This window comes from Polaromonas sp. (assembly GCF_039930745.1).
In the GTDB taxonomy this organism is placed as follows: domain Bacteria; phylum Pseudomonadota; class Gammaproteobacteria; order Burkholderiales; family Burkholderiaceae_C; genus Polaromonas.
In genome coordinates this window covers 1-25484 of sequence record NZ_JBDTTH010000023.1, presented here as the reverse complement: position 1 = coordinate 25484, position 25484 = coordinate 1, and the positions used below count along the sequence as shown (strand labels likewise).

Annotated in this window: 26 protein-coding genes; 14 read left to right on the top strand and 12 right to left on the bottom strand. The window is 63.7% G+C overall.

The window, feature by feature from the left end; genetic code table 11:
* Positions 1-68: 68 nt before the first annotated feature.
* The 6 genes from ABI660_RS09840 (at position 69) to ABI660_RS09815 (ending at position 5923) form a co-directional block, all read left to right on the top strand.
* Positions 69-1538, top strand: coding sequence for a class I SAM-dependent DNA methyltransferase (locus tag ABI660_RS09840; RefSeq protein WP_348067387.1), 1470 nt, complete (start codon positions 69-71; stop codon positions 1536-1538).
* 130 nt (positions 1539-1668) lie between these two features.
* A complete protein-coding gene (locus ABI660_RS09835; RefSeq protein ID WP_348067385.1) occupies positions 1669-2256 on the top strand; it encodes a nucleotidyltransferase domain-containing protein in 588 nt (195 codons plus the stop codon).
* The gene (locus ABI660_RS09830) at positions 2249-2701 is read left to right on the top strand and encodes a hypothetical protein (RefSeq protein WP_348067383.1); all 453 of its coding nucleotides are present in this window, start codon (positions 2249-2251) and stop codon (positions 2699-2701) included. Before ABI660_RS09835 ends, ABI660_RS09830 begins: the two co-directional genes overlap by 8 nt.
* Positions 2702-2719: 18 nt before the next feature.
* Positions 2720-4414, top strand: coding sequence for a restriction endonuclease subunit S (locus ABI660_RS09825; RefSeq protein WP_348067381.1), 1695 nt, complete (start codon positions 2720-2722; stop codon positions 4412-4414).
* Positions 4415-4473: 59 nt separating this feature from the next.
* Entirely contained in the window at positions 4474-4803 is a 330-nt protein-coding gene (locus ABI660_RS09820) for a killer suppression protein HigA (RefSeq protein ID WP_348067379.1), read from the top strand.
* 73 nt (positions 4804-4876) lie between these two features.
* Entirely contained in the window at positions 4877-5923 is a 1047-nt protein-coding gene (locus ABI660_RS09815) for a helix-turn-helix domain-containing protein (RefSeq protein WP_348067377.1), read from the top strand.
* A gap of 309 nt (positions 5924-6232) precedes the next feature.
* Here ABI660_RS09815 and ABI660_RS09810 read toward each other — a convergent pair whose 3' ends face one another.
* From ABI660_RS09810 to ABI660_RS09785, 6 genes are all read right to left on the bottom strand, one after another.
* Positions 6233-7687 carry an aldehyde dehydrogenase gene (locus tag ABI660_RS09810; RefSeq protein ID WP_348067375.1) on the bottom strand — a complete coding sequence of 485 codons (1455 nt, stop codon included), beginning with the start codon at positions 7685-7687 and terminating at the stop codon, positions 6233-6235.
* Between the two features lie 18 nt (positions 7688-7705).
* Positions 7706-8494, bottom strand: a complete 789-nt coding sequence (locus tag ABI660_RS09805; protein ID WP_348067373.1) for an ABC transporter ATP-binding protein — start codon at positions 8492-8494, stop codon at positions 7706-7708.
* Positions 8491-9228, bottom strand: a complete 738-nt coding sequence (locus ABI660_RS09800; RefSeq protein ID WP_348067371.1) for an ABC transporter ATP-binding protein — start codon at positions 9226-9228, stop codon at positions 8491-8493. The genes ABI660_RS09805 and ABI660_RS09800 overlap by 4 nt, the downstream gene beginning before the upstream one ends.
* Positions 9221-10198 (bottom strand): branched-chain amino acid ABC transporter permease, encoded by a 978-nt coding sequence (locus ABI660_RS09795; RefSeq protein ID WP_348067369.1) that lies wholly within the window; start codon positions 10196-10198, stop codon positions 9221-9223. The genes ABI660_RS09800 and ABI660_RS09795 overlap by 8 nt, the downstream gene beginning before the upstream one ends.
* A gap of 7 nt (positions 10199-10205) precedes the next feature.
* Positions 10206-11081, bottom strand: a complete 876-nt coding sequence (locus tag ABI660_RS09790) for a branched-chain amino acid ABC transporter permease (RefSeq protein WP_348067367.1) — start codon at positions 11079-11081, stop codon at positions 10206-10208.
* A gap of 102 nt (positions 11082-11183) precedes the next feature.
* Entirely contained in the window at positions 11184-12383 is a 1200-nt protein-coding gene (locus tag ABI660_RS09785) for an amino acid ABC transporter substrate-binding protein (protein ID WP_348067365.1), read from the bottom strand.
* A 208-nt stretch (positions 12384-12591) separates the two neighbouring features.
* Here ABI660_RS09785 and ABI660_RS09780 point away from each other — a divergent pair, with 208 nt between their 5' ends.
* The 3 genes from ABI660_RS09780 to ABI660_RS09770 all read left to right on the top strand — a co-directional run bounded on the left by ABI660_RS09780 (position 12592) and on the right by ABI660_RS09770 (position 15432).
* Positions 12592-13572, top strand: a complete 981-nt coding sequence (locus ABI660_RS09780) for a helix-turn-helix domain-containing protein (RefSeq protein ID WP_348067363.1) — start codon at positions 12592-12594, stop codon at positions 13570-13572.
* Between the two features lie 182 nt (positions 13573-13754).
* Complete coding sequence (locus ABI660_RS09775; RefSeq protein WP_348067361.1) at positions 13755-14525, top strand: class II aldolase/adducin family protein; 771 nt, start codon at positions 13755-13757, stop codon at positions 14523-14525.
* 19 nt (positions 14526-14544) lie between these two features.
* The gene (locus tag ABI660_RS09770) at positions 14545-15432 is read left to right on the top strand and encodes a bile acid:sodium symporter family protein (RefSeq protein ID WP_348067359.1); all 888 of its coding nucleotides are present in this window, start codon (positions 14545-14547) and stop codon (positions 15430-15432) included.
* On the opposite strand, the gene ABI660_RS09765 is transcribed toward ABI660_RS09770, so the two are convergent.
* The 4 genes from ABI660_RS09765 to ABI660_RS09750 form a co-directional block, all read right to left on the bottom strand.
* Complete coding sequence (locus ABI660_RS09765) at positions 15433-16278, bottom strand: transglutaminase family protein (RefSeq protein ID WP_348067357.1); 846 nt, start codon at positions 16276-16278, stop codon at positions 15433-15435.
* On the bottom strand, positions 16259-16552 hold the full coding sequence (locus ABI660_RS09760; RefSeq protein WP_348067355.1) for a hypothetical protein: 294 nt from the start codon (positions 16550-16552) through the stop codon (positions 16259-16261). The genes ABI660_RS09765 and ABI660_RS09760 overlap by 20 nt, the downstream gene beginning before the upstream one ends.
* Positions 16553-16585: 33 nt before the next feature.
* Positions 16586-16771 carry a DUF1328 domain-containing protein gene (locus tag ABI660_RS09755; protein WP_348067455.1) on the bottom strand — a complete coding sequence of 62 codons (186 nt, stop codon included), beginning with the start codon at positions 16769-16771 and terminating at the stop codon, positions 16586-16588.
* A 227-nt stretch (positions 16772-16998) separates the two neighbouring features.
* Positions 16999-18297, bottom strand: coding sequence for a hypothetical protein (locus tag ABI660_RS09750; protein WP_348067353.1), 1299 nt, complete (start codon positions 18295-18297; stop codon positions 16999-17001).
* 101 nt (positions 18298-18398) lie between these two features.
* Here ABI660_RS09750 and gstA point away from each other — a divergent pair, with 101 nt between their 5' ends.
* The 3 genes from gstA to ABI660_RS09735 all read left to right on the top strand — a co-directional run bounded on the left by gstA (position 18399) and on the right by ABI660_RS09735 (position 21582).
* Complete coding sequence (gstA, locus tag ABI660_RS09745; RefSeq protein WP_348067351.1) at positions 18399-19007, top strand: glutathione transferase GstA; 609 nt, start codon at positions 18399-18401, stop codon at positions 19005-19007.
* A gap of 787 nt (positions 19008-19794) precedes the next feature.
* Positions 19795-20898, top strand: a complete 1104-nt coding sequence (locus ABI660_RS09740; protein ID WP_348067349.1) for an alkene reductase — start codon at positions 19795-19797, stop codon at positions 20896-20898.
* Between the two features lie 30 nt (positions 20899-20928).
* Positions 20929-21582 (top strand): hypothetical protein, encoded by a 654-nt coding sequence (locus ABI660_RS09735; protein ID WP_348067347.1) that lies wholly within the window; start codon positions 20929-20931, stop codon positions 21580-21582.
* Between the two features lie 91 nt (positions 21583-21673).
* Here ABI660_RS09735 and ABI660_RS09730 read toward each other — a convergent pair whose 3' ends face one another.
* Together ABI660_RS09730 and ABI660_RS09725 are read right to left on the bottom strand one after the other, a co-directional pair.
* Positions 21674-22255 carry a hemerythrin domain-containing protein gene (locus ABI660_RS09730; protein WP_348067345.1) on the bottom strand — a complete coding sequence of 194 codons (582 nt, stop codon included), beginning with the start codon at positions 22253-22255 and terminating at the stop codon, positions 21674-21676.
* 45 nt (positions 22256-22300) lie between these two features.
* Positions 22301-24619, bottom strand: a complete 2319-nt coding sequence (locus ABI660_RS09725) for a heavy metal translocating P-type ATPase (RefSeq protein WP_348067343.1) — start codon at positions 24617-24619, stop codon at positions 22301-22303.
* Between the two features lie 156 nt (positions 24620-24775).
* On the opposite strand from ABI660_RS09725, the gene ABI660_RS09720 reads away from it, so the two are divergent.
* Positions 24776-24970 (top strand): cation transporter, encoded by a 195-nt coding sequence (locus ABI660_RS09720; RefSeq protein WP_348067341.1) that lies wholly within the window; start codon positions 24776-24778, stop codon positions 24968-24970.
* Positions 24967-25380: a Cu(I)-responsive transcriptional regulator gene (gene cueR / locus ABI660_RS09715; RefSeq protein ID WP_348067339.1), complete on the top strand. Its 414-nt coding sequence runs from the start codon at positions 24967-24969 to the stop codon at positions 25378-25380. Before ABI660_RS09720 ends, cueR begins: the two co-directional genes overlap by 4 nt.
* Positions 25381-25484 lie beyond the last annotated feature (104 nt).

Here is a 25484-nt window from a genome sequence, read left to right as displayed (position 1 = left end):
CTGGTTGCGCCCGTCCCACAAGGGCCAGAGCCTTAAAACACTCCGAACTTTTTCCTCAAACCTTATAGATGTCCAACCTCACCCCCACCATCAAATCCATCCAGGACGTCATGCGCCAGGACAGCGGCGTCGATGGCGACGCCCAGCGCATCAGCCAACTCACCTGGCTGCTGTTCCTCAAGGTGTTTGACGCACTGGAAGAAGACCTCGAACTCACCCGCGACAGCTACACCAGCCCCATTCCAGAAACACTGCGCTGGCGCAACTGGGCTGCCGATGCGGAGGGCATCACCGGCGACACCCTGCTCAACTTCGTCAACAACGAGTTGTTCCCCGGCCTCAAGGGCCTGAGCGCTGACCCCGTGCGCAACCCGCGCGGCTTTGTGGTGCGCGGCGTGTTTGAAGACGCCTTCAACTACATGAAAAGCGGCCACCTGCTGCGCCAGATCATCAACAAGCTTGCCACCATCGACTTCAACCGCCAGACCGAGCGGCATCAGTTCAACGACCTGTACGAAAAGATATTGCGTGACCTGCAAAGCGCCGGCAACGCGGGCGAGTTTTACACCCCGCGCGCCGTCACCCAGTTCATGGTGGACCAGATCAACCCGCGTCTGGGCGAAAAGCTGCTGGACCCGGCCACCGGCACCGGCGGCTTTCTGGTCTGCGCCATCGAGCATCTGCGCAAGCAGGTGCACACGCCCGACCAGGAGGCCCTGCTGCAAACCAGCGTCGGCGGCGTCGAGAAGAAACAGCTGCCCCACATGCTGTGTATTACCAACCTCATGCTCCACGGCATCCCCGTGCCCAGCCAGATCATTCACGGCAACACCCTGGCCCGGCCGCTGAGGGAATACACATCTGCTGAGCGTGTAGACATCGTGTTGACCAACCCCCCCTTTGGCGGCACCGAAGAGCCGGGCATCGAGCACGGCTACCCTGCCGACGTGCGCACCAAGGAAACGGCCGACTTGTTCCTCGTGCTCATCAAACACATCCTCAAACCCGGCGGCCGCGCCGCGCTGGTGCTGCCCGACGGCACCCTGTTTGGCGAAGGCGTCAAAACCCGCATCAAGGAGCAACTGCTGAATGAGTGCAAGCTGCACACCATCGTGCGCCTGCCCAACGGCGTGTTCGCGCCCTACACCGGCATCAAAACCAATTTGCTTTTCTTCACCAAAGGCCAGCCCACCACCGACGTCTGGTACTACGAGCACCCCTACCCGGCGGGCGTGAAGAACTACAACAAGACCAAGCCCATCCGCATCGAAGAGTTTGATGCGGAGAAAGCCTGGTGGGGCAGCGAGGCCGATGGCTTTGCCAGCCGGGTGGAAAACGAACGCGCCTGGAAGGTCAGCATTGCGCAGATCAAGGCCGCCAACTACAACCTCGACCAGAAGAACCCCCATGTCGGCGAGGTACAAGACCACAACCCCGAACACCTGCTGGCCGACTACCAGCGCCTGCAGGGCGAGGCGCAGGCGCTGCGCGACGAACTGCGCGATATATTGGCCAAATCGCTGTCAAACCCCCGTTGAATATGCGCAAAGCGCTATGAAATTCGGAGCAATATGTCATTGGCCTCGGCTTCGCTTGGCAACCAGCAGTAGCCAAATTGCAGCTTTTTTCGGATAATTCGTTTTCAATTAAAAAACGTTTGTTTCTATTTTGAAAACACACCAATCCCTCTCTGAGCTGCTGTTCCCCAACCAGTACCGGCGCAAAGTGCTGGCGCTGCTACTCATGCAGCCCGACCAAAAAGTGCACCTGCGCGAACTGGCCCGACAAACGCAGGCCGCCCCTGGCACCTTGAAAAAAGAGCTTGATGCGCTGTGCCACGTCGGCCTGCTGCACAGTGAGCGCGTGGGCAACCAGGTGCACTTTCAGGCCAACCCTGATCACCCCGTTTTTGCCGAACTGCAGGCCCTGGTGCGCAAAACCACCGGCCTGGCTGATGTGCTGCGCCAGGCCCTGCAACCCCTCGGTGAGCACGTGACGCTGGCGCTGGTGTTTGGCTCCATGGCCAGCGGCAGTTCGCATGCCGGCAGCGATGTGGACCTGCTGGTGGTGGGCAGCGCCAGCTTTGGCCAGGTGGTGGAAGCCACCCACGCCGCCCAGACCCAGCTGGGGCGCGACATCAATCCCAAGGTCATGACGCCCACCGAATGGGCCACCAGCCAGCGAGAGGCCAACCCCTTTGTGCAAGAACTGCTGGCCAAGCCCCAAATCCTGTTGATCGGAAGCCTGAATGCCTGAAGAAGAGCTCAACAACCTGGCGCGTATCGGTCAGCTCGACCAAGTGCCATTTTCTGCCGCCCTGCTGCGCAAACTGCTGGCCAACGCACACACCCGCCTGCAAGACGCACAGCGAACCGACAACAGCACCGAGACCCGCTTCGACTGCGCCTACACCGCCATCCGCGCCGTGGCCGATGCCGCCCTGCACGCCCAGGGCTGGCGCACCAGCACCAGCAAGCCCGGCCACCACCAAACCACCATCGCATGCCTGGTGCACACGCTTGGGGTCAGCCCCGCCACCGTGCGCGTGCTCGACGCCCTGCGCAAGCAGCGCAACCTCAGCGACTACGACGGCGAACTCGTCACCGACCAGGCCCTGCAAGAATGCTTGCAACAGGCCGCGTCCCTCATCCACCTGGCCGAGCAGCAACTGCAGGCATTGATGAATAAAAACACCCTCTAGCCCTTGCTGAATGAGCGCATGCTGCTATCAAATTTGAACCTGTTGGCCACCGCACCCGACGGCGTGGCCAAACTCCGTGAGCTGATTCTGACCCTGGCCGTGCAGGGGAAACTGGTACCGCAAGACCCCAGCGAGGAGCCGGCGAGCGAGCTGCTAAAGAAGATTCGCACCGAGAAAGACCGGCTGATTGCCGAAAGAAAGATTCGGCGCTTAAAGCCGCTTGATCCGATTGACGAAAGCGAAACCGGGTTTGCCTTGCCAAGTACCTGGGAATGGGAGCGCCTCGGAAATCTTGGCGACTGGGGGGCTGGCGCAACGCCCTCGCGATCAAACAGCAGCTACTACGGCGGTGATATTCCCTGGTTCAAATCCGGCGAACTAAACGCAGACTTCCTATCTGAGTCAGAAGAAACGGTGACCGACGCGGCGCTGCGCGATTGCTCCCTTCGTCTGAATCAAGTCGGGGATGTGTTGATTGCCATGTATGGCGCAACCATTGGCAAAACTGCGATCCTGTCCGTTATTGCTACGACCAACCAGGCGGTCTGTGCCTGCACGCCCTTCGCGGGTTTGTCCAACACGTATCTGCTGCTGCTTATGAAGGCGTTGAAGCCATACTTCATCAGCATCGGTGCGGGTGGCGCACAACCCAACATCTCACGCGAGAAAGTTATCGCCACAGTTATTGGCTTCCCACCTCTCGCCGAACAATCTCGCATCGTCACTCGCGTCGAAGAGCTCATGCGCCTGTGCGACGCGCTTGAGGCCAAGGCCCGCCTCGAAGCCACACAACACGAACAGCTGGTTCGCACCCTGCTCAGCACGCTCCCCACCAGCTCCACCCCCGAAGAGCTGACCGACCACTGGCACCGCGTCGCCACCCACTTCGACCTGCTGCTCGACCGCCCCGAGGCCGTGGACACCCTGGAGCAAACCATCCTCCAACTCGCCGTGCGCGGCCTCCTCGTCCCCCAGGACCCCCAGGACGAACCCGCCAGCACCCTCCTGCAAAAAATCCGCGCAGAGAAAGACCGCCTTATTGCCGAGGGCAAGATCAAACGCGACAAACCCCTGCCGCCGATTGCGGAGGATGAGAAGCCGTTTGAGTTGCCTCAGGGATGGGAATGGGTGAAGCTAGGCGAGATCGTGGTGATTTCAAGCGGCGTCACGCTGGGTCGAAAAACTGCAATTCCTTCTCCTATTTCGTTGCCATACCTGCGTGTGGCGAATGTCCAGCGTTGGCATTTGAACCTGGCTTCAATGAAAGACGTCGTAATCGACAGCAGTGAACTTGAGCGCTTTCAGCTCGTGCATGGTGATTTGCTCATCACCGAGGGAGGCGATTGGGACAAGGTCGGTCGCACCGCCATTTGGCGCGACGAAATTCCCAGTTGCGGGCATCAGAACCACATATTCAAAGCCCGCGGCACCTCATCGCAATGGAACCCTGTTTGGGCTGAGATGTATCTGAATTCGGCAGTTGCTCGGGCCTATTTCGCTTCATCTGCAAAGCAGACTACGAACTTGGCTTCGATCAATATGACGCAGTTGAAGGATTGCGCGTTCCCCATGCCTCCCCTCGCCGAACAATCCCGCATCGTCGCCCGCGTAGCCTCCCTGCGCGCCCTGTGCGCCGACCTGCGCCAGCGCCTCACCGCCGCCCGCACCCAGCAGGCGCTGCTGGCGGAAGTGTTGATCGGCGAGGCGGCTTAATGTTATTTACCTGATAGGTAAATAAATGATAGAATCCCGGAAACGAAACGGAGGCGTTCTTGGAGATCAAATTCAAGGACCAGCAGCTACGCGAACTTTGTGAAAAGAAAGCGGTAGCGGCTAAGAAGCTTGGGGATAACTGTGCACGCAAGCTGCAAACGCGATTGGCCGATATTGCAGCAAACTCGCGTGTTACCGATTTGGTGGCAGGCAAACCGCATCCACTCAAAGGGAATCGTCTTGGTCAATTTTCTCTGGAATTGGCAGGCGGCTGGCGCCTTGTCTTTGCGCCTGCGAATGAACCCATACCGCGTCGGGACGACGCATCCATCGACTGGTCCGCAGTGACCATCGTGTGCATTGAATACATCGGGGACTACCATGACTGACTTGGCACAACGCGGCGCAGATGCGCCTTTCGCGCCGGATTGGGTGTCACCTCCCGGGGACACCATTCTTGACTTGCTTGAAGAGCGCGAGTGGACGCAGCAGCAGCTGGCGGACCGCTTGGGGTACTCGCTCAAGCACGTGAACCAACTCATCAAGGCCAAAGTTCCGCTGACGGAAGACGCAGCCATTCGTTTGCAGAACGTGCTGGGGGCATCGGTTGGTTTCTGGTTGACCCGTGAAGCGCAGTACCGTGAGCGCGTGGCAATGCAGGATGCTACCGAGCGCCAAACGGCCATGGTGCCTTGGCTGGAGCGTTTTCCGATCAAAGAGCTGATGGACATTGGCGTGCTGCCGAAGCGGCGACTCGATGCCAAGTCCAAACCCGGTCTGGTCGGCGAGTTGCTCGGCTTCTTCGGGGTAGCCAGCCCTGACCAGTGGGACAGCCAATACGGCTGTATGGAACTGGCCTTTCGCCGCAGCCGCGAAGATCAGGCAGATGTGGCTGCCATATCCGCTTGGCTGCGCATGGGCGAACGCATGGCGGAAAAGCTGGATGGACCAGCCTATGACGAAGCGCGGTTCAAGACGGCACTGGCGGAAGTGCGTGGGTTGACCTGTCAAGCGCCCCAAGAGTTTCAGCCCCCCATGCAGCGGCTTCTCCACGAGGCCGGCGTTGCGTTTGTGCTGGTTCCTGCATTGCCCCGAACGCATGTATCCGGTGTCGCGCGGTGGTTGCATGCGCGGCGGCCTTTGATTCAGCTGTCTTTGTACGGCAAGCAAAACGACCGCTTTTGGTTCAGCTTTTTTCATGAGGCGGCGCACATATTGCTGCACAGCCAGCAGAAAAAATCCGTGTTTTTGGATGATCCCTCAAAAGGGGGGTCTTCATCAAAGGAAGAGAAAGAGGCCAATGCGTGGGCGCGTGATTTTTTGATTACGCCGGTTGCCGCAGCTGCGTTGGCCGACCTTCCAAAAACCAAGCCCGCCATCACCCAATTCGCGAAATCCATTGGCGTGCATCCTGCCATCGTCGTGGGGCGCATGCAGCACGACGGGCTGCTCGATGTGCGGTGGTTGAACGACCTCAAAGTCAGTTTTGCATTCAGGGGCAAGACATAAGCCGATACTGAAAAAGCGCGATCCGCTTTTGCCTGCGCTCCTCAGCCCAGCCCAACGGGTGGGAGAGCAACCAATACCGGACTCAATCCGGAGTGCAGGAAGCGCGCACCGCTTCCTGCACGGGAATCCCAACTGACCTTCATGTTTGCACGCGAGCGCAGCACACACGGCCAAATGAGGCTCCCTTCCATCGCCCAGCGGGGCGAGGGAAGGGCGGGGGGTTGGGAGTGGGGAGTCCGACCTACCAACTCAACGCAAACCGGGGACGCAGCGTGATGCAAGGAATCCCCTCCCCCGGCTGACGCCAGGTCAGAACGGGTAATGCCGTGGCGTCGTCTGAATCGTGACCCAGCGCAGCTCGGTGAACTCGGCCACTCCCGCTTTGCCACCAAAGCGCCCCATGCCACTGCCCTTCACCCCGCCAAACGGCATTTGCGCCTCGTCGTGCACCGTCGGGCCGTTGACGTGGCAGATGCCGGAGTCGATGCGTTGCGCGACACCGAACGCGCGCGCGATGTCGCCGCCGAAGACGGCTGACGACAAGCCGTATTCGTTGTCGTTCGCGCAGGCCACGGCCTCCTCGACGCCGCTCACACGCACCACACACTTGACCGGACCGAAGGTTTCTTCGTGGTAGATGCGCATGGCGGGTGTCACATGGTCCAGCACGGTCGCGGGCATCAGCGTGTTTTCGGCCTTGCCGCCACAGGCCAGCTTCGCGCCTTTGGCCAGCGCATCGTCGATCAGCGCGTTGCAATGCTCCACCGTGCCCATGCCGATGACCGAGCCCAGCACCACTGGCTCGGGCTTGCGAGGGTCGCCCACCGGCAAGGCGCTGGCCTTGGCCGCGAACTTCTTCACAAAAGCGTCGGCGATCTTCTGGTCCACGATGATGCGTTCGGTGGACATGCAGATCTGGCCGCTATTGGCAAAACAGCCGAAGGCGGCGGCGTTAACCGCGTCGTCGATGTTCGCGTCGTCCAGAATCACCAGCGGCGCCTTGCCGCCCAGCTCCAGCACCACGGGCTTGAGGTATTTGGCGCAGGTCATCGCAATGATCTTGCCGACCTTGGTGGAACCGGTGAAGTTGACGCGCCGCACCGCCGGGTGCGCCACCATGGCCTCGACCACGATGCCGGCGTCGGCCGGTGCGTTGGTGATGTAGTTAACCACCCCGGCCGGAAAACCGGCATCGGCAAAAGCTTCCACGATCAGCTGATGCGTGCGCGGGCAGTTTTCCGAGCCCTTGAAGATCACGGTGTTGCCGCAGGCCAGCGGCGTGGCAATCGCGCGCACCCCGAGAATGATGGGTGCATTCCACGGCGCAATGCCCAGCACCACACCAGCCGGCTGGCGCACCCCCATGGCCAGGCTGCCCGGCACGTCGGATGGAATCACCTCGCCGCTGATCTGTGTGGTCAGCGAGGCCGCCTCGCGGATCATGCCGGCAGCCAGCATCACGTTGAAGCCGGCCCACATGCCCGAAGCGCCGGTTTCAGCGGCCACGGCCTCTATGAATTGCGGCGTCTTGGCTTCGAGGGCGTCGGCGGCCTTCAGCAGCAAGGCCCGGCGCGTGCCCGGTCCGGTTTCGCTCCAGGTCTTGAAGGCCTCGGCAGCAGCTTCCACCGCCATCACCGCGTCGGCCGGCGAGGCTGCCGGCGCGCGCGTGGCGACGCTGCCATCAAGCGGGTTGCGGCGCTCGAACGTGGCGCCCTTTTCAGCGGTGACCTTCAGGCCGTTGATCTGCATGGACATGTCAGACATGGAAATACTCCTTGAAAATTACAGGATGCGCTCGGGTTGAGACGCGATGGTTTTAGTGGGCGCGGGCGCCGCACCGAGATAGGCTTCGCGAATGACGGTCGAACGCGCCAGCAGCGCCGCCGGCCCGCTAGCCACCAGCGTGCCGCGCTCCAGCACGTAGCCGCGGTCGGCCACGGCCAGCGCCTTCTTCACGTTCTGCTCGACCATCAGCACCGTGGTGCCGGCGTCGGCAATGCGGCGCGTGATCGCCAGCAGCTCGTCGACCATGCGCGGCGCCAGGCCCAGCGACGGTTCGTCGAGCATCAAGAGGCGCGGCGCACTCATCATGGCGCGCGCCACCGCCACCATCTGCTGCTCGCCGCCGCTCATGGTGCCGGCCAGTTGCTGCGCGCGTTCGCGCAGCTTGGGAAAATCGTTGAAGGCCTGCTCCAGCCGCCGCGCACGTTCGGCCTTGGCAACCAGCCAGCCGCCGAGCTCCAGATTTTCAGTAACCGTCATCTGGGGGAACAACTGCCGGCCTTCCGGCACCAAAGCCATGCCGCCTTTAACGATGTCACTGGCTTTTTTGGGCAGCGCTTCACCATTGAGCTGCGCTTCCCCGCCGCGCGGAATCAGGCCGGACAGCGCCTTGAGCAAGGTGGTCTTGCCCGCACCATTGGGGCCGAGAATCAAGGTCAAGCCCGGTTCGACGTCAAGTGTCAGATCACGCAACACCAGGAAAGCGGCGTAACCGGCGCTCAGGCCCTGGACTTTCAGATGCGCGCCGCTGGCACCGCCAAGCACGAAGGGGGGAGCAAACCACATCATGATGTCATCTCATCACCCAGATAGGCTTCAATCACTTCTGCATTGCGCACCACCTCGGCCGGCGTGCCGTCGGCAATCTTGCGGCCCTGGTGCAGCACGATCACGCGCTCCACATGACGCAACAGGGTCGTCACCGCATGCTCAATCCACACCACGGTCAGGTCCAGTTCGTCGCGCATGCGGCGTATCAGCTGCGCCATGTTTTCAATCTCGGCTTCGGTCAGCCCGGCCGCCACCTCGTCGAGCAGCAGCATGCGCGGCCGCGTGGCCAGCGCCATGCCGACCTCAAGCAGGCGCTGCTGTGAAGGCGTGATGGCTCCAGCAGGCAGCGCTGCCTGCCCTTGCAGGCCAATCAGCTCAAGAATGCTGTCCGCGTCGCGCAGGTGCCAGGAGCCCTTGCGCTTTCGCCCCGCAAACTTCAGCCCGAAGTCAATGTTGGCGGCCACCGCCATGTCGGGGAACACGCGCGGCGTCTGGAACGTACGCGCAATGCCCGCCGCGGCATAACGATGCGGACCCTTGCCGCCCAGATTCTTCCCGTCGGCCATCAATTGGCCCGAGGTTGGAGCAATCACGCCGGAGATGGCATTGAAGAAAGTGGTCTTGCCGGCGCCGTTGGGGCCAATGATGCCCACCAGCTCGCCGGCATGAAAATCAGCACTGACGGCATCGACGGCTGTCAGGCCACCGAAACGCACGGTGACGTCGCGCGCCTGCAAAAGGAGCTCAGCCATTGTTGCGCTCCTTGCTACCCAGGTCGCGCAGCCAGCCGCGGCTGTCCCGCCACCAGCCGCTGAAGGTAGCCCAGCGCAGAGAGGCCAGGCCGCCCGGTAGGTAGAGCACGCTCAAAATCAGCAGCAAACCCAGCGACATCATGTAGACCTGCGGCGCCTGCAGTCGCAGGGTCTCGGCCAGCACGCTGAACACAATCGCGGCAATCAGCGGCCCCCACAAAGTCATCGCGCCGCCGATCAGCGCAATCAGCACCGTCTGGAAACCAATGAAGGGATTGAACACCGTGTGCGGGTCGATGTAGGTCCAGCGCACGGCCATGGCCGCACCCACGGCGCCGGCAAACGCCGCCGTCATGGCAAAGCCTGCCACCTTGATCAGCCGTGTGTTCACGCCCAGGGTCTGCGCGCGCTGCTCGTCCGCGCCTATGCCCATCAGCGCCAGGCCGAAGCGGCTGCGCCGGAGGATGATGGACACCAACACCGCCAGCACGGCCAGCGCGAGCACGGTCAGGTAAATCGTGTCGCGATCCGGCACCACGGTCAACACCCGGCCCACCGTGCCGGTGACCTTTTTCTCGAAGTAGGTCACCGCATGGCGGATCAGCTCGGTCATGCCGAAGGTCAGCACCGCAAAGTAGGTGCCGCGCAAATGCAGCACGGCAGCACCCATGACCACCGCCACCACGGCCGCAATGCCGGCGCCCAGCGCAATCGACTCGAGCCAGGCCATTTTTTCCAGTGCAATTGCACTGCTGTAGGCCCCGATGCCGAAGAAGGCCGAGGTCGCCAGCGACAGGTAACGCGTGCTGCCACAGAAAAGGCCCCAGCTTGAGGACAGCGCCACATACATCAGGCAGGTCAGCGCCATCGAGACGACGAACTCGCTGCCGTAATGTGGCAGTGCCAGCGCCCAGCCGGCAAAGGCCAGCAGCAATAGCAGATCCCGGATCAAAACTTGTTTGTCTTTCATGTTCTTCTTATTTGGCAAACAAACCGCGCGGCCGCAGCAGCAGCACCGCAATAAACACGCTGTACGACAGCAACGCCTTCAGCGAGGGATTCGTAAAGTGCATGCCCAGCGCCTCGACCACGCCCAGCAGCAGGCCGCCGGCCAGCGCGCCGCTCATGCTGCCGAAGCCGCCCAAGGTGATGACGATCAGCGCGGTCACCGTGTAGGGCTCGCCCATGGAAGGCGTGATGGTGTAGGCCATGGACAGCAGGCAGCCCGCCACGCCGGACAGGCCCAGGCCAATGCCGAACATCAGCGGGTGCAGGCGCTGGGTGTCGATGCCAACCAGCTGAGCGCCGGTCGGTGACTGCATCAGTGCGCGCACACCCTTGCCGAGCAGCGTGAAACGCAGCAGCGCAATCAGCGCGCCGCTGAACAACAACGCCAGGCCAAACACCAGCAGCTTGTTGCCGGCAAACTGCGCCTCGCCAATCTTCACCGGCTCGGCCAGATAGTCGTAGCCGCGCAGGTCGCCGCCCCACATGAAGGAGGCAAAGTTCTGCACCAGGAACATCAGGCCGAAAGCCACCATCAACCCGCGCGCCTCGAAGATGTCGAGATTCGGCGAGGTGACGGTCAGGCGCCGGAAACACAGCCTGTGGATCACCAGGCCCAGCGCCATCAGCGCCAGAAAGGACACCGGCACCATCAGCAGCGGCGAGAGGCCCAGTGTGGTGTGCGCCATCCAGGTCAGGTAGGCGCCCAGCATCAGGAACTCGCCGTGCGCAATGTTCAGGATGCGCATCAGGCCGTACTGCAAATTCAGGCCGAGCGCCACCAGCGCGTAAATACCGCCGGTGATGAGCCCGGAGGCAATCAATTCAAACCAGGAAAAAAGGGACATGGGTGTCTGTTTCAGGGACACCGCGGAACCGGCTATGCCGGGCCGCAGGTGTCGCCCCCTCGAGGGGGAGGCGCCAAAGGCGCTTCGGGGGGAGTCTTCTATTTATTTCCAGGCGGACTTGACGAGGCTGAGCTTGGCAGTGGCCACCTTCTGCGGCCACACCACCTCGAACTCGCCGTTCTGCCACTGGCCCACCGTCCCCGGCGTGGCGGTGTTTTCACTGCCGGTGAACTTGATGTCGCCGATGATGGTCTTGTGCGTGTTGCCGGCAATGTAGTCGCGGATCGCTTTGCGGTCCAGACCGGCCTTGGCCACGGCCGCCTGCAGGATCTCCAGGCCGGCCCAGCAGTGGCCGCTGGCCCAGCGGTCCGGCTCCTTGCCGCCGAACTTCTTGGTGTGTGCGTCGAAGTAAGCCTTGGCGGCCGGGCTGGTCTTGCTGTTCCACGAGCCCATGCCCAGCACGCCTTCGGCGCCGGCCGGTGTCATCACGTTGCGGTAAAGCTGGAAGGCGGTGCCGACCGAGGCATAGTAGAAGCGCGGGTTGAAGCCGATTTCCTTGGACTGCTTGCTGGCCAGGATGGTGTCGGGCGGGTAGCTCAGGCCAATGAAGGCCTCCGGGTTCTTGTCCTTGATGGAACGCAGCACCGGTGACAGATCCTTGATGTCGCCGGGGTAGCTTTTTTCTTCCACCACCTGAATGCCGGTGCTGCGCAGCGCCACTTTCAGCGCCGAGAAATTCTCCAGACCGAAGAGGTCGTCCACGTAGATAACGGCCACCGTTTTCACACCATTCGCCACCAGCATGTCTACCAGCGCGCCCACCATGCGGTCGGGCTGCTGCAGCAGCAAGAAGAAGTTCGGCAGCTTCAGCTCAACCAGCTTGCGCGACAGCGCGGTGGGCGCCAGCACTGGGTAACCCATGCGGTTGGCCAACGGAGCGATCGCAAAATTGGCGTTCGAGCCCCAGGGCGGCAGGATCAAATCGACCTTGTCGCTGCCCATGAGTTTTTCATACGAGCGCACGCAGGTTTCGATGTCGCTGCGGTCGTCGGAACTGATCAGCTCGATAGGCCGTTTGGTGCCCTTGACGTCCAGGCCACCAGCCGCGTTCTGCTGCTCGGCCCACAGCAGGTAGTTGGGCTCCTGGCTGACCTGCGCGCCGCCCGTCCACGGGCCAGTGCGGGCAATCGCGTAGCCGATGCGCACGGGGCCCGTCTGGGCAAAAAGGGAAGGCGCGAAGGCCGCGGCGCCGACGGCGGCTGCGGCGCCCTGGATCAATGTGCGTCTGGATGGCTGAACCATGAATGTCTCCTCGTTGTAGGCGCCCGGCGGGCAGTGAAAGCAGATGGTAAGCAGGGGCAGCCGTCTGCGCTTTGCTGAGCGCGCACAAAGCAGTTGTCGGGCAGCGCATGGCGACTGGGGTTAACCCTCGGCCCCACGCTGCAACAGAACCGGCCCCAACGCCCATAATCTTTGTCATGGGCCGAGCCCCATCCCACCGGAGACAAGCATGACCGCGGCCACCCTGGTATCCACCGACAATTTCGCGCCGCGTGAGCGCGCGCCCGTGTGGCGCGAGTGGGTCTGGAAACATTTCGGTGGCCTGGAATCGGACCTTTACGGCGACACCGATTTCGACGGTGAAATGGTCACTGCCCAGGCGGGCGATGTGGTGCTGACACGGCTGGAAGCGAACCGCCATCGCGTCGTGCGCACGCCCGACATGGCGCGCGCCAGCGACGCCGGCTACCTCAAGATCGTCGCGCCGCTGCAGGGCCGCGCTGGTGTCGAGCAGATGGGCCGGCGCGCCTGGGTCAGCCCAGGAGCCTGGACCATTTACGACACCACCGGCTCCTACGCGGTGGACAACCCCGAACGCGTAGAACACCTGATCGTCATGCTGCCCAAGGCCCAGATCCTCGAGCGCGGCCTGCCGCTGGACACCCTGATGGCGCGCCATGTCGGTGGCGCCAGCGGCATCGCCCGCGTGGCGCTGACCACCATGCGCAGCACCTACCAGGAGCTGCCCAACATGAGCGCGGCCGCGGCGCGCGGTGCCGGTGAACTCATTGCCCAGCTGGTGCGGCTCTCGTTGATCGAACTCGCCGGGCAGGAAACCGCCGTGACCCAGCGCGAAGCGCTCAAGGACCGGATACGCGGCTACGTCGCCACCCGGCTGCGCGACCCGGCCCTGTCCATCGACCAGATTGCCCAGGCGCTGAACTGCAGCAAGCGGCATCTGCACAACGCCTTCGCCGGCGAAACCGACACCCTGGCCAGCCACATCCTGCACCTGCGTCTGGAGGCCTGCATACGCGAGCTGCAGCAAAGCGGGCCCCAGGCGCGCCCCATCACTGACATAGCGCTGTATTGGGGTTTCAGCAACCTCTCGCACTTCAGCCGCGTGTTCCGCGAGCACACGGGCCTGAGCCCCAGCGAATTCCGGCAGGCCTGCCCACCAGGCCTGGAGGCCGGTCCGGTCCGGCATTGACACCAACCCAAATTCAAGGTCAAACTGGCCCTCAGCCCTTATCACACGGGCGCTGTCAGCTCCTGATTTTATAGCAACCAAAAACACCCACGCTCATGTGTCGCATGTCAAACAGGTGACCGCTGCCACCTTGGTACCGGCGTATCGTGCAACACACACCCAACCACCCCACAGGAGACACCATGCATATCCCCTCACTCAAGGAAGTTGTCAGCGCCGAAGAATGGCAGCTCCGCTGCGATCTGGCCGCGTGTTACCGGCTGGCAGCCCTTTACGGCTGGAGCGACCTGGTGTTCACCCACATCAGCGCCAAGCTGCCCGACTCCGTCAGCGGTGCAGGCGCGCACCATTTCCTGATCAACCCCTACGGCCTGATGTTCGACGAGATCACGGCGTCCAGCCTGGTCAAGGTGGACGACAAATGCAACAAGGTGATCGACTCGCCGTTTCCGGTCAACCCGGCCGGCTTTGTGATCCACAGCGCCGTGCATGAAGCCAGAAGCGACGCCGGCTGCGTGCTGCACACCCATACCCGCGCCGGCGTTGCCGTCAGCGCGCAAAAATGCGGCGTGCTGCCCATTAGCCAGCAGTCCACCTTTGTGCTGGGCTCGCTGGCTTACCACGCGTATGAAGGCGTGGCCTTCCGTGACGACGAAAAGCCGCGCCTGCAGGCCGACCTGGGCAAGGCCAACTTCCTCATGCTGCGCAACCACGGCCTGCTGGTGGTCGGCAAGACAATTGCCGATGCTTTTCTCTCCATGTACACCTTCGAAAACACCTGCCGCATCCAGCTCGACGCCCAGGCTGGCGGCGAACTCATTGAAGTCCATCCGCAAATCGTCAAGGGTGTGGCCGAGGCTATGCGGGTACAGACCAGCGGCCTGGGCGGCGCCTTTGCCTGGCCGGCACTGATCAGAAAGCTGGACCGGCTCGACGAAAGCTACAAGTCATGAACCGCACGGAGGCATCCGCATGACCGGTTCACCCATCGTGACCCAGCTGCTGGTGGCCGCGCTGGCCCTGGTCATGTTCGGCCTGGGGCTGTCGCTGGGCACCCAGGACTTCACGCGCCTCTTCAAACACCCCAAGGCTGTAGTGGTTGCGCTGCTGCTGCAAATCGTAGCCCTGCCGTTGGCCTGCTACGGGCTGATTGTGCTGCTCAAGGTGCCGCCGCTGTTTGCCGTGGGCCTGATGCTGCTGGCCGCTTCCCCCGGCGGTATTTCGGCCAACCTGTTCAGCCACCTGTTCGGCGGCAATGTGGCCATGAACATCTCGCTGACGGCCATCAACACCGTGCTGTCCATCGTCACCCTGCCGCTGATCGCCAACTGGGCCATCAACCACTTTGCCAAAACCGGACAGGTGGTGCCGCTGCAGTTCGGCAAGGTCGTCGAGGTGATCGCGATTGTGTTGGTGCCGGTGTTCATCGGCATGTGGGTGCGCCGGCTGAAGCCGGTTTTCGCGGCACGCTCGGAAAAACCGATGAAGGTATTCAGCGCCCTGGTATTGGCCGTGGTGGCTATCGGTGCGCTCGCCAAGGAGTGGCAGGCGCTGAGCACCAGCTTTGCATCGATAGGTCCGGCCGTGGTGGCGTTCAATCTGGTGAGCCTGCTGGCCGGCTATTACCTCTCGCGCGCGGCCGGCCTGGACAAGCCCATGTCTACCGCCATCAGCTACGAGATCGGCATCCACAACTCCACATTGGCTATTTTTATTGCACTGGCGGTGCTGGACAATTTTCAGCTTGCGCTGCCGGCGGCCATTTATTCCGTCAGCATGTACATCACGGCCACGCTCTTCGGGCTGCTGGTGCTCAGGCGCGGCACCCGGGCGGCGGCGGCCGAAGCAGCCGGAACCTGATCAGGCCGGCACCAGGGACGGCGCGGCGGGCTGTTCACCGACAGCCTCGTCGGCCGGCCTGTCGCCCTGGTCCACCATGAGCTCCTTGCGCAGCATCTGCACCTGGCCGAATATCGTGGCAAAGGCCACGTCCTTGGCATCGCGTCCGGTGCCCACACGCACCAGCCGGTCGTTCGGTGCCATGCGGGTCGCGTCAAACAGCACCCAGCGGCCGTCAAGCCAGGCTTCGAACACCGCGTGAAAGTCCTGCGGCGGCTCGTCAAAATAAACATAGCCCACCACCAGGCGCGCCGGAATGTTCAGCGCCCGGCACAGCGTGATGCCCAGATGCGCAAAATCGCGGCAGACACCGGCGCGCTGCACAAACACCTCCTGAGCGGTGGTGGTTGAATTGCTGAAGCCCGGCAGGTACTGGATGGAATCGTGAATCCAGGTTTCAATGGCCTGCACCCGCGAGAGGCCCGGCGAGATATGGCCGAACAGTTGTTGCGCCGCACGGCTCATCACGTCGGACTCGCAATAGCGGCTGGGCATCAGGTAATGCAGCACCTCGTCGGGCACCGCTGTCACGGCCGCCTCTTCCAGGTGCGCCGGCACAGGCGCATGCCGGAGCTCGACCTGCGCGTGGTAGTTCACCGACACCTGGCCACGCGCCGCATCGAGCCGGAAAAAGCGGGTGCCGGTGCGCTCATCGCAGAAGTGGCGCACCTTGACGCTGGGCGTCACCGTCAGCCGCTCTTCCACCACCTGGTGGGCCTCGTGAAAGGCCGCCTCAATGTTGAAACAGAAATGGGTGGGGCTCGCTACCTCGTACTCGAGCAGGCAGTCAATCGTCGCGATGTGCATCAGGGCCTTTGGAGGTGGATGAAGCGTCGGCAACCGGTGCCGGCTCTTCAGCGGAAGGGGCGCTGCCGTGAGCCACGGAAAACCAGTGTTTGCAGGTGACCAGCATCACCTGGGCAGCGCGCTCGAGTGAGTCTACGGCGAGGTCGCGGCGGTTGCGTGCGCGCAGGCGTGCCAGCAACAATAGCTGCGCAATGCTGGCCCACCGCCCCGTGTCGCGCTTTACTTCTACTTCCGTCGCCCGGCCATCCGGCCGGGACGGTTTCAGCACAGCCATGCCATTGCCAGTCCAGACAATCCCAGCCGGCATCTACTTGAGTACTTTTTTGGCCGCACCCACACCGAGGGCTGCCAACACCACAAAAACAACGGCCAGGATCAGGAACAGGCCGAACAGGATCTTGGCAATGCCCGCCGATCCTGCGGCAATGCCGCCGAAGCCCAAGGCTCCGGCAATCAGAGAAATGATCGCGAAAATAATGGCGTACTTCAACATCTTGGTTCTCCCGGAAAATACCGTGCACGAACACATCGAACGCTTCCGCGTGCGAACTGTCCATACATCCGGGAAATCGTAAATCCCGGGTGCCGCCTGACGAATCAGCAGCCCACCCATGCCGCTGTAGGACAATACCCGGATCCCCATAGCGCTATATTTTCAATAGCTGAAAATGCACGCTCAACAGGGGCTTCCGGTCATTCTGACCGAAAAATGGTAGCTACTCAACGGCCAAAAAGCTTCTTCAGGCGCTCGCTGGCGCGGTCGCCCAGCTCCATGCCGACGCCGGTCCCCACGCCGGGCACCATGACCGTGCCGATGGCCGCACCCAGCAGGGCACCCCGGGTCAGCGTAACTTCCGGCGCAGCCAGCGTGCCGCCCACCACCAGCGGCACGCCCAAGGTGTTGCCCAAGCTCACGTTGACACGCCCGTTCAATGCCTGCGTGGCCGACACCGCCACCTGGCCGGTGGCGCTCAGCGCACCCGAACTTGCCACCAGGTTGTTCAGCTGCGCCGCCCGGCCCTGCGACTGGACCTGCCCGGCCAAGGTGTCCAGCCGCGTCTGCCCGCCCCGGTTCAAGCCCACGGTTTGCACCGCTTTCACCAGGTCCATGCCGTTGAGCACAGCATCTTTCACCGTGAAACGTGTCTCGGTGCGCAGCGCCTCCACCAGGCCGGCCGTTGTCGCGGCACTGGCGTTGAGGGTGGTTGATGCTTCGAGCTTGCCGCTGAGCGGCCGGTTCGGCGCCGTCAGCGCCGAAACCTCGACGCCCCTGGTCTCCAGCTGGCCCTGCAGCGTCAGCGCCTGAGCACCCGGTGCGGTCTGCATGCCGATGCGGCCGGCCACCGTGCCGCCGCCAACGTCCACATGCAGCGCCCATTGCCCGGCCTCCTCGCGCTGCAGGCGGCCGCGCAGCCCCTGCAGGTTGCCCTTGACCACATGCAGTGTCGCGTCGTCGAGCAGGCCGTCGCCGCCCAGGCGCAGTTCCGCATCCATCGTAGTGGCGGCGCCCTTGAGGCTGATCCAGCTCACGCCCTGCAGTAGCGCGCGGCGCGGCAGCCAGTCGGTCACGGCAACTTTGGCATCGCCGTCCGGCTTGGGCGCTTTTTCTGGCGGCAGCCCGGATCCGGCGGGCGCAGACTGCTTCCTTTTTTGTAGCGAAAGCAGCACCACATCAATCGCCTGCTGCGGCAGCACCGCATCGCGCAGCACCAGCGTGGCGATTTCCAGCCGACCCTGCAGCAATGCCAGCCAGCCCGGCCGCAACTCCAGGCGCGCCAGGGTCAGGGGCGGCCGGCTCTGCACACGAACACCGTTCAGCGCCACCGCAGGCAGCGGCCAGAGCGCCACCTCGATACCCTCGAGCTGAACCGGCAGGCCCAGCACTGCCGTGGCCTCACGCTCCATGCGCTGCCTGAAATCGTCGCTGCTCACCCAGCCTTGCAGCACCAGCGCCACACCGACCAGCAAAAGCACAGCGGCCAGTGCCGCAGCCAACACCCATTTGAAAATTCTTGCCATGCACGTATTGTGCTGGGCCTGCAAGGAAGGCCGGTAAGCGATAGCATCGGCAGGCGCGTGGCCCCGTCCTGGCGCCCACGCCTCCATCCCGAAGGAAAACCATGAAACTTTATTATTCTCCCGGCGCCTGCTCCCTTTCTCCCCACATTACGCTGCACGAGTCCGGCCTGAAGTTCGAACACCTGGCTGCCCCCACCAAAACCCACCAGCTTGACGACGGCACCGACTACTACACCATCAACCCGCTCGGTTATGTGCCTCTGCTGGAGCTGGACGACGGCACGCGCCTCACCGAGGGCCCGGCCATCGTGCAATACATTGCCGACCAGGTCCCCGACAAAAAACTCGCGCCGGCCAACGGCACCCTGGAACGCTACAAGATGCAGTCCTGGTTGACCTTCATCGGCACCGAGCTGCACAAGGGCTTCAGCCCGCTGTTCAACCCGGCGACACCGGCCGACTATAAAACCGGGGTCATCGACAAGCTGATGTCCCGCCTGAAATGGGTGGACGCCCAGCTCGCCGGCAAGCAGTACCTGATGGGCGACAACTTCAGCGTGGCCGACCCTTACCTGTTCACCGTCACCAACTGGGCGCCGCGCATGGGGGTGGATATCACAGGCTTTGCAAACATCAACGCGTTTCGCGAACGCATGGCGGCGCGGCCTGCGGTACAGGCGGCGATGAAGCATGAAGGGTTGATCAAGTAAGCGGACTTGAGCCGGTTGGTCATCCCCGGACTTGATTCGGGATCCATGTATGTTCACTACTTTTTTTGACGTGCTGTAGCTTGCCAGCTAGCCGGGGGTTGCCCGGCGGCAGCTCACTTTTCTTTTGTGTCGCCAAAAGAAAAGTAAGCCAAAGAAAAGGCGACCCGATGGTCTGGGTCCCCTGCGCTGCGCTTCGGGGCGACCTGCGGTGCTCGCCAAAAGCGGGGTCTCGCTCGAACTCGGCTACGCCTCAGACAATCGCGAGCCCTGATCCGCTTTTGCCTGCGCTCCTCGGCCCAGCCCGACGGGTTGGGGGGAAAGACAAATACCAAAAACAAATTCGGGGAGGCGAGGACGCGCTTTGCGCGACCTCGCCGGAGTCCGATTGCGCTCCCGCTGCCGCTCCCGATTTCGTCCCAACCCCTTCTGACTGCGCCGAGGAGCGCAGGGCCAGACGGATCAGGGCGAGCGATTGTCTGAGACGGGAGAGTGCTAGCTCGACCCCGGCTGGACCGAGCACCGCAGGCTACCCGCAGCGTAGCGGAGGGACGCAGGCAGCGGAGTCGCCTTTTCTTTGCTTACTTTCTTTTGGCGAGCAAAAGAAAGTGAGTAGCCGCCGGGCAACCCCCGGCTAGCTGGCACACCCATGACCTCCAATCGACGACAGACTTTCAAGAGCCTGCCAAACCCCGGATACCACGAAACCAGCACCCCGTGTTGCACAAGCCAATTGAACTGAGCCCACACTGCAAGGTGTTCCAACAACTTCACCAACAGCGGACCTCCCATGCCTACCCTCTTTGACCCCACCCAGGCCGGTGACCTTGAACTTGCCAATCGCATCGTCATGGCGCCCCTCACGCGCAACCGTTCGCCCAACGCGATCCCGCCCGACATTGCCGCCACCTATTACGCCCAGCGGGCCAGCGCCGGCCTGCTGATCACCGAGGCCACGGCCATCAGCCACCAGGGCCAGGGCTATTCGGACGTGCCGGGCCTGTACGGCACGGAGCAGCTCGATGGCTGGAAGCGCGTCACCGAGGCGGTGCACCAGGCCGGCGGCAAGATTGTGGTGCAGCTCTGGCACGTGGGCCGCGTCTCGCACAACGAGCTGCAGCCCGACGGCGGCAAGCCGGTGGCGCCGTCGGCCATCACTGCCAAAACCAAAACCGTGCTGATCAAGGACGGGGTGCCCGGTTTTGTCGATACCTCCGAGCCGCGAGCCCTGCAGTCGCAGGAACTGCCAGGCATCGTGCACACCTACCAGGCCGCGGCGCGCAACGCGGTTGAAACCGCGGGCTTCGACGGTGTGGAAATCCACGGCGCCAACGGCTACCTGCTTGACCAGTTCCTCAAGAGCGGCTCCAACCAGCGCACCGACGACTACGGCGGCAGCATTGAAAACCGCACCCGACTGATGCTCGAGGTGGTGCGCGCCGTCACCAGCGCCATCGGTGGTGGCCGCACCGGCATACGCCTGTCGCCCGTAACGCCGGCCAATGACGCGTTTGATCCCGATCCGCAGCCGCTGTTTGACCACGTGGTCAGGCAATTGGCCACGTTGAACCTGGCCTACATCCACATCATCGAAGGCGCGACCGGCGGCCCGCGCGAGCTGCCGGAGCGGCCGTTTGACTACGCGGCATTGAAGGCGGCTTACCGCACCGCCGGCGGCAAGGGTGCGTGGATGGTGAACAACGGTTACGACCAGGCCCTGGCCGGGCAGGCCGTCAAGGAAGGCGCCGACCTGGTCGCCTTCGGCAAGCCCTATATCGCCAACCCCGACCTGGTGCGCCGCCTGCGCGAGGGCGCGCCGCTGAACACGCCCGACAAGGCGACCTTCTACGGCGGCGGCGCCAAGGGCTACACCGACTACCCTGCACTGGCCTGAGCCGCCCTGAGCTGACATAAACTCGGCGGCATGTGGACCCTGCCGCTTTGTCCCTGCCGCCTGGCCCTGGCGGCCTGCCTGCTCGCCAGCAGCGCCGCCCATGCCGGGCGACCGCTGACGGTGGACGATGCCAGCACCGACGACGCTGGGACCGGCCACGTCGAAGGCTGGTACGCGCGCCAGCCAGGCCACGCACACACCTGGACGGTGGCACCGGCCTACGCGCCGGTCGATGGCCTGGAGCTTGGCGCCTCGGTCACGCGCGACCGGACCGCCGCCGCCACCAGTCAGGCGCTGCAGGCCAAGTGGCGCATCACTCCGTCGCAGGAGGCCGGCTGCAATACCGCCGCCGTGCTGGGCGCCACGCAAACCCGAGGCCAGGGCGGCACCACGCCTTACCTCAACGGCCTGCTGAGCTGCAGCAGCGCGTGGGGTACCTCGCACTTCAACCTTGGCGGACAGCGGCCTTCGGGCGGACCTGGCGTGACGACTTGGGGGCTGGCCCATGAACGCGGGTTCGGCCCGGCTACCCTGCATGTGGAGGCTTTCGGCCAGCGGCTGGCCAAGCCCACCTTCCAGGTCGGCGCACGCGCCAGCCTGACAAACCAGCTCCAGCTCGATGCGACCGTGGGCCGCAGCAACCGGGAAACACTGGTCAGCATCGGGCTCAAGCAGTCATTTTGAGGCTTGGCAGCAGCGCCGGGCCGGGCTCGCTACCAAATAGATAGCTTGCGCCGCCCGTCAGAAAAGGGACACAGGCACTTTTGAAGAGAATTCAGGCGGCGCCCACACCGATAGGCGCGGGCGCGGTCAGCACGATGCGTGTGAACAGCCGGTCGTAACACGGGTCGCGCATACCACCGGCCAGAGGGTCGCGCTCATGCTGGAAGGCCGCGTCGAGCTGGGCCCAGTCGCTGGCCGTCAGTGCTTTTTGCGCGGCCGGCAGCAGCTGCGTTTCTTCGGTGCGCATGTGGTCCAGGTAAAAGCTCACATAGGCTTGCGCCGCCTCGGCAAAAGCGGCGTGTCGAGACTCGCCAATCAGCTCCCAGGCCAGCAACAGGTGTTGCAGTTCGCGCACGCGGCTCTCGCCCATCATGTGGTCGGCCTCCAGCCGCTGGATCACCGGCATCAGCTCGGGGGCCGCGCGTGCGATCCGCGGAAACAGCAGGTCCGACTCCTTGGGGTGGTGCAGCTTCTCGGGAAACTCGTCGATGTAAAACAGCATCGCGCGCAGCACGTCAAAAAAGCGCTCGGGCTCGTCGCCCGGACCACGCTCCAGCATCATCGACAGCGAGCGCAGCACGGCGGCCACGGCAGCGTGTTCGTCACGGATGATTTGCAGAGTCGAATTCGGCATGGCTGCAAGCTTCACACAGGCGCCGGGATTGCGGGTTGATCCAGGTCAAGGCCTGCGCTGGCTCTGCAGCCGCCAGCGCTTGAGCAACAGGGCGTTGGAGATCACGCTGACGCTGGACAGCGCCATGGCGGCACCCGCCACGACCGGGCTCAGGAAACCCAGCGCCGCCAGCGGGATGCCGGCCACGTTGTAGGCAAAGGCCCAGAACAGGTTCTGCCGGATCTTCATCACCGTGCGGTGCGAGATGTCGAGCGCGCCGGCCACCAACGCCACGTCGCCGCGCATCAGCGTGATGCCGGCAGCATGCATGGCTACATCAGTGCCCGTGCCCATGGCCATGCCGACATCCGCTGCCGCCAGCGCCGGTGCATCGTTGACGCCATCCCCAACCATGAGGACTGTATGGCCCCCACGCTTGTCACTTCGTGTACTACGCTGCCCCCCGGGGGGGCGCTGCGCCTGCGGCCCGGCAAAGCCGGTTCCGCGGCCCCGGCTGGTCAAGACCGTCCCCTCTTCCTTGAGTTTTGTCACTGCGGCGGCCTTGTCGCCAGGCAGCACCTCCGCCATCACCTCGTCAGCGCCCAGGCCCAGGCGGGCGCCCATGGCCAACGCGGCGCCGCGGTTGTCGCCGGAGATCATCACGACCCGGATCCCGCGCGCCCGCAGCGCTGCCAGCGCCTGTTTCGCTTCGGGCTTGGGTTCGTCGGCAAACGCCATCAGGGCCATCGGCGTCAAACCTTGGGTCGTGCGTTCCACCAGCAGCGCCAGCGTGGCGCCTTCCCCCTGCAGCCGCTGCGCCTGCGGCGCCAGCGCGCCGAGGTCCACCCCCAGCTCGTCCATCCAGCGCAGGCTGCCGATCAGGTAGCTGCGCACGCCCACTTCGCCTTCGCTGCCGCGGCCCGGCACGGCACGCAGGCCGTCGGGCTGGGCTACCGTCATGCCGCGCTCCTGCGCGGCGGCCACCACGGCCCGCGCCAGCGGGTGTTCGCTGCCGCTTTGCAGGCTGGCGGCCGCCGCCAGTTGTTCTGCCTCGTCCACGCCCGGCGTCGCAATGAATGCAACCAGCCGCGGCCGCCCGACCGTCAGCGTGCCGGTCTTGTCAAACGCCACGGTGTCGACTTTGTGCGCCAGCTCAAGCGCCTGCGCGTCCTTGATCAAAATGCCGTTTTTCGCCGCCACCCCGGTGCCCGCCATGATGGCCGCCGGCGTGGCCAGGCCCAACGCACAGGGGCAGGCAATCACCAGCACCGCCACCGCGTGAATCAGCGCAGCCTCTATGCCCGCACCGACAAAAAGCCAGCCCAGCAGGGTGGCCAGCGCAATCACCAGCACCACCGGCACAAACACGGCCGACACCTGATCGACCAGGCGCTGGATAGGCGCCTTGGCCGCCTGCGCGTCCTCGACCAGGCGGATGATGTGCGCCAGCACACTTTCGCTGCCCACCGCACTCACCTGCAGCACCACACGCCCGTCGCCGTTGATGCTGCCGCCGGTGAGCTTGTCGCCGGGCTGCTTGGTCACGGGCAGCGGCTCGCCGGTAAGCATGGATTCGTCCACCTGCGTCTGGCCTTCCTGCAGCAGGCCGTCCATCGGAATGCGCTCGCCTGGCCGCACCACCAGCCGGTCGCCCAGCAGCACCTCGGCCACCGGCAGGTCGGCTTCCTCGCCCGTACCTTGCAGCACGTGCGCCACCTCGGGCCGCAAGGCATGCAGCGCGCGAATGGCCGCCGTGGTCTGGCGCTTGGCGCGCGCCTCGAGCCATTTGCCCAGCAGCACCAGCGTCACCACCACGGCGGATGCCTCGAAATAAAGATGCGGCATCGTGCCAGTCTCGGCGCTGAGCCACAACCACATCGACAGGCCCCAGCCCGCGCTGGTGCCGATGGCCACCAGCAGGTCCATGTTGCCGGTCAGCGCCTTCAGCGCGTGCCAGCCGGCCTTGTAGAAACGCGCACCCAATATGAACTGCACCGGGGTTGCCAGCAGAAACTGCTGCCACGCCGGCAGCATCCAGTGGTAACCCAGCAAGTCACCGAACATGGGCACGACCAGCGGCGCCGAGAGCAGCAGGCCGATGGCCACCGGCAGGAAGCCGGCCCAGGGCGACAGGTCTTCCGGCATTGCTTCTTCGGGAGAGATCGGCTCGTAACCGGCGTTGCGCACGGCACGGCGGATTTGTGCATCCATCTGCGCCGAGGGGGCATAGACCACACGCGCCGTTTCGGTGGCCAGGTTCACGGTGGCATCCTGCACGCCGGGAATTTTTTTGATGGCTTTCTCGACGCGCGACACACACGACGCACAGGTCATGCCGCCGACGCCAAGGTCCAGGGTAGAGGAAGAGAGGGTGGTGGTAGTCATGGGTGAATCATCAACCTTGCCATGATGGCAAGGTCAAGACTTGATGCAGATCAACCTCACGCGGTTCAGGGGCTTGATTCCGAGCGGCTTGACCTTACCATCATGGCAAGGTTCAAGCTTGAGGCTTCTTCCACTTTCACATCAGAGGACAACACCATGAACCAGACCTTCAACGTCAAAGGCATGACCTGCGGCCATTGCGAACGAGCCGTGACCCAGGCCGTCAAAACCCTGGACCCGCAGGCAGAAGTAAAGATAGACCGCGCGACGGGCAAGGTGGAAGTGCAGTCAGACCAAGCGCGCGAGGCCCTCATCGCGGCGATTACCGAAGAAGGCTACGCCACCGCATGAGCGCGCCCATGAACATCGGCGAGGCGGCGCGCCAGTCCGGTGTGTCGGCCAAGATGGTGCGCCACTACGAGTCACTGGGACTGCTGCCACAAGTGCACCGCAGCGACAGCGGCTACCGCCAGTACACAGAAGCGGAGGTCCACACGCTGCGCTTCATCAAGCGCGCCCGTGATCTCGGTTTTTCGATGGCCGAAATCGCCGAACTGGTCAGCCTCTGGCAAAACCGCCGCCGCGCCAGCGCCAGCGTGCGACGCATCGCGCAGAAACACGCCGACGACCTGGCCCAACGCATTACTGACATGCAAGCCATGCAGCAGACCCTGGCCCACCTGGTGCACTGTTGCCAGGGCAACGACAGGCCGGAATGTCCGATCCTGAACGACTTGGCCGGGGAACAGCAGGCGCGCTAGCCACTCCCGCATCACGCTGCGTCGCCGGTTAGCCCGCGACAGTAGGCACAACTCCCCACTCCCAACCCCCCGCCCTTCCCTCGCCCCGCTGGGCGATGGAAGGG

What these genes read in the sequence shown, in the direction of transcription:
- ABI660_RS09840 (WP_348067387.1), top strand. Translation starts at nt 69, where the DNA reads ATGTCCAACCTCACCCCCACCATCAAATCCATCCAGGACGTCATGCGC.
- ABI660_RS09830 (WP_348067383.1), top strand. Translation starts at nt 2,249, where the DNA reads ATGCCTGAAGAAGAGCTCAACAACCTGGCGCGTATCGGTCAGCTCGAC.
- ABI660_RS09825 (WP_348067381.1), top strand. Translation starts at nt 2,720, where the DNA reads ATGCTGCTATCAAATTTGAACCTGTTGGCCACCGCACCCGACGGCGTG.
- ABI660_RS09810 (WP_348067375.1), bottom strand. Translation starts at nt 7,687, where the DNA reads ATGTCTGACATGTCCATGCAGATCAACGGCCTGAAGGTCACCGCTGAA.
- ABI660_RS09805 (WP_348067373.1), bottom strand. Translation starts at nt 8,494, where the DNA reads ATGATGTGGTTTGCTCCCCCCTTCGTGCTTGGCGGTGCCAGCGGCGCG.
- ABI660_RS09800 (WP_348067371.1), bottom strand. Translation starts at nt 9,228, where the DNA reads ATGGCTGAGCTCCTTTTGCAGGCGCGCGACGTCACCGTGCGTTTCGGT.
- ABI660_RS09795 (WP_348067369.1), bottom strand. Translation starts at nt 10,198, where the DNA reads ATGAAAGACAAACAAGTTTTGATCCGGGATCTGCTATTGCTGCTGGCC.
- ABI660_RS09790 (WP_348067367.1), bottom strand. Translation starts at nt 11,081, where the DNA reads ATGTCCCTTTTTTCCTGGTTTGAATTGATTGCCTCCGGGCTCATCACC.
- ABI660_RS09785 (WP_348067365.1), bottom strand. Translation starts at nt 12,383, where the DNA reads ATGGTTCAGCCATCCAGACGCACATTGATCCAGGGCGCCGCAGCCGCC.
- ABI660_RS09780 (WP_348067363.1), top strand. Translation starts at nt 12,592, where the DNA reads ATGACCGCGGCCACCCTGGTATCCACCGACAATTTCGCGCCGCGTGAG.
- ABI660_RS09775 (WP_348067361.1), top strand. Translation starts at nt 13,755, where the DNA reads ATGCATATCCCCTCACTCAAGGAAGTTGTCAGCGCCGAAGAATGGCAG.
- ABI660_RS09770 (WP_348067359.1), top strand. Translation starts at nt 14,545, where the DNA reads ATGACCGGTTCACCCATCGTGACCCAGCTGCTGGTGGCCGCGCTGGCC.
- ABI660_RS09765 (WP_348067357.1), bottom strand. Translation starts at nt 16,278, where the DNA reads ATGCACATCGCGACGATTGACTGCCTGCTCGAGTACGAGGTAGCGAGC.
- ABI660_RS09760 (WP_348067355.1), bottom strand. Translation starts at nt 16,552, where the DNA reads ATGGCTGTGCTGAAACCGTCCCGGCCGGATGGCCGGGCGACGGAAGTA.
- ABI660_RS09755 (WP_348067455.1), bottom strand. Translation starts at nt 16,771, where the DNA reads ATGTTGAAGTACGCCATTATTTTCGCGATCATTTCTCTGATTGCCGGA.
- ABI660_RS09750 (WP_348067353.1), bottom strand. Translation starts at nt 18,297, where the DNA reads ATGGCAAGAATTTTCAAATGGGTGTTGGCTGCGGCACTGGCCGCTGTG.
- gstA (WP_348067351.1), top strand. Translation starts at nt 18,399, where the DNA reads ATGAAACTTTATTATTCTCCCGGCGCCTGCTCCCTTTCTCCCCACATT.
- ABI660_RS09740 (WP_348067349.1), top strand. Translation starts at nt 19,795, where the DNA reads ATGCCTACCCTCTTTGACCCCACCCAGGCCGGTGACCTTGAACTTGCC.
- ABI660_RS09735 (WP_348067347.1), top strand. Translation starts at nt 20,929, where the DNA reads ATGTGGACCCTGCCGCTTTGTCCCTGCCGCCTGGCCCTGGCGGCCTGC.
- ABI660_RS09730 (WP_348067345.1), bottom strand. Translation starts at nt 22,255, where the DNA reads ATGCCGAATTCGACTCTGCAAATCATCCGTGACGAACACGCTGCCGTG.
- ABI660_RS09725 (WP_348067343.1), bottom strand. Translation starts at nt 24,619, where the DNA reads ATGACTACCACCACCCTCTCTTCCTCTACCCTGGACCTTGGCGTCGGC.
- ABI660_RS09720 (WP_348067341.1), top strand. Translation starts at nt 24,776, where the DNA reads ATGAACCAGACCTTCAACGTCAAAGGCATGACCTGCGGCCATTGCGAA.
- cueR (WP_348067339.1), top strand. Translation starts at nt 24,967, where the DNA reads ATGAGCGCGCCCATGAACATCGGCGAGGCGGCGCGCCAGTCCGGTGTG.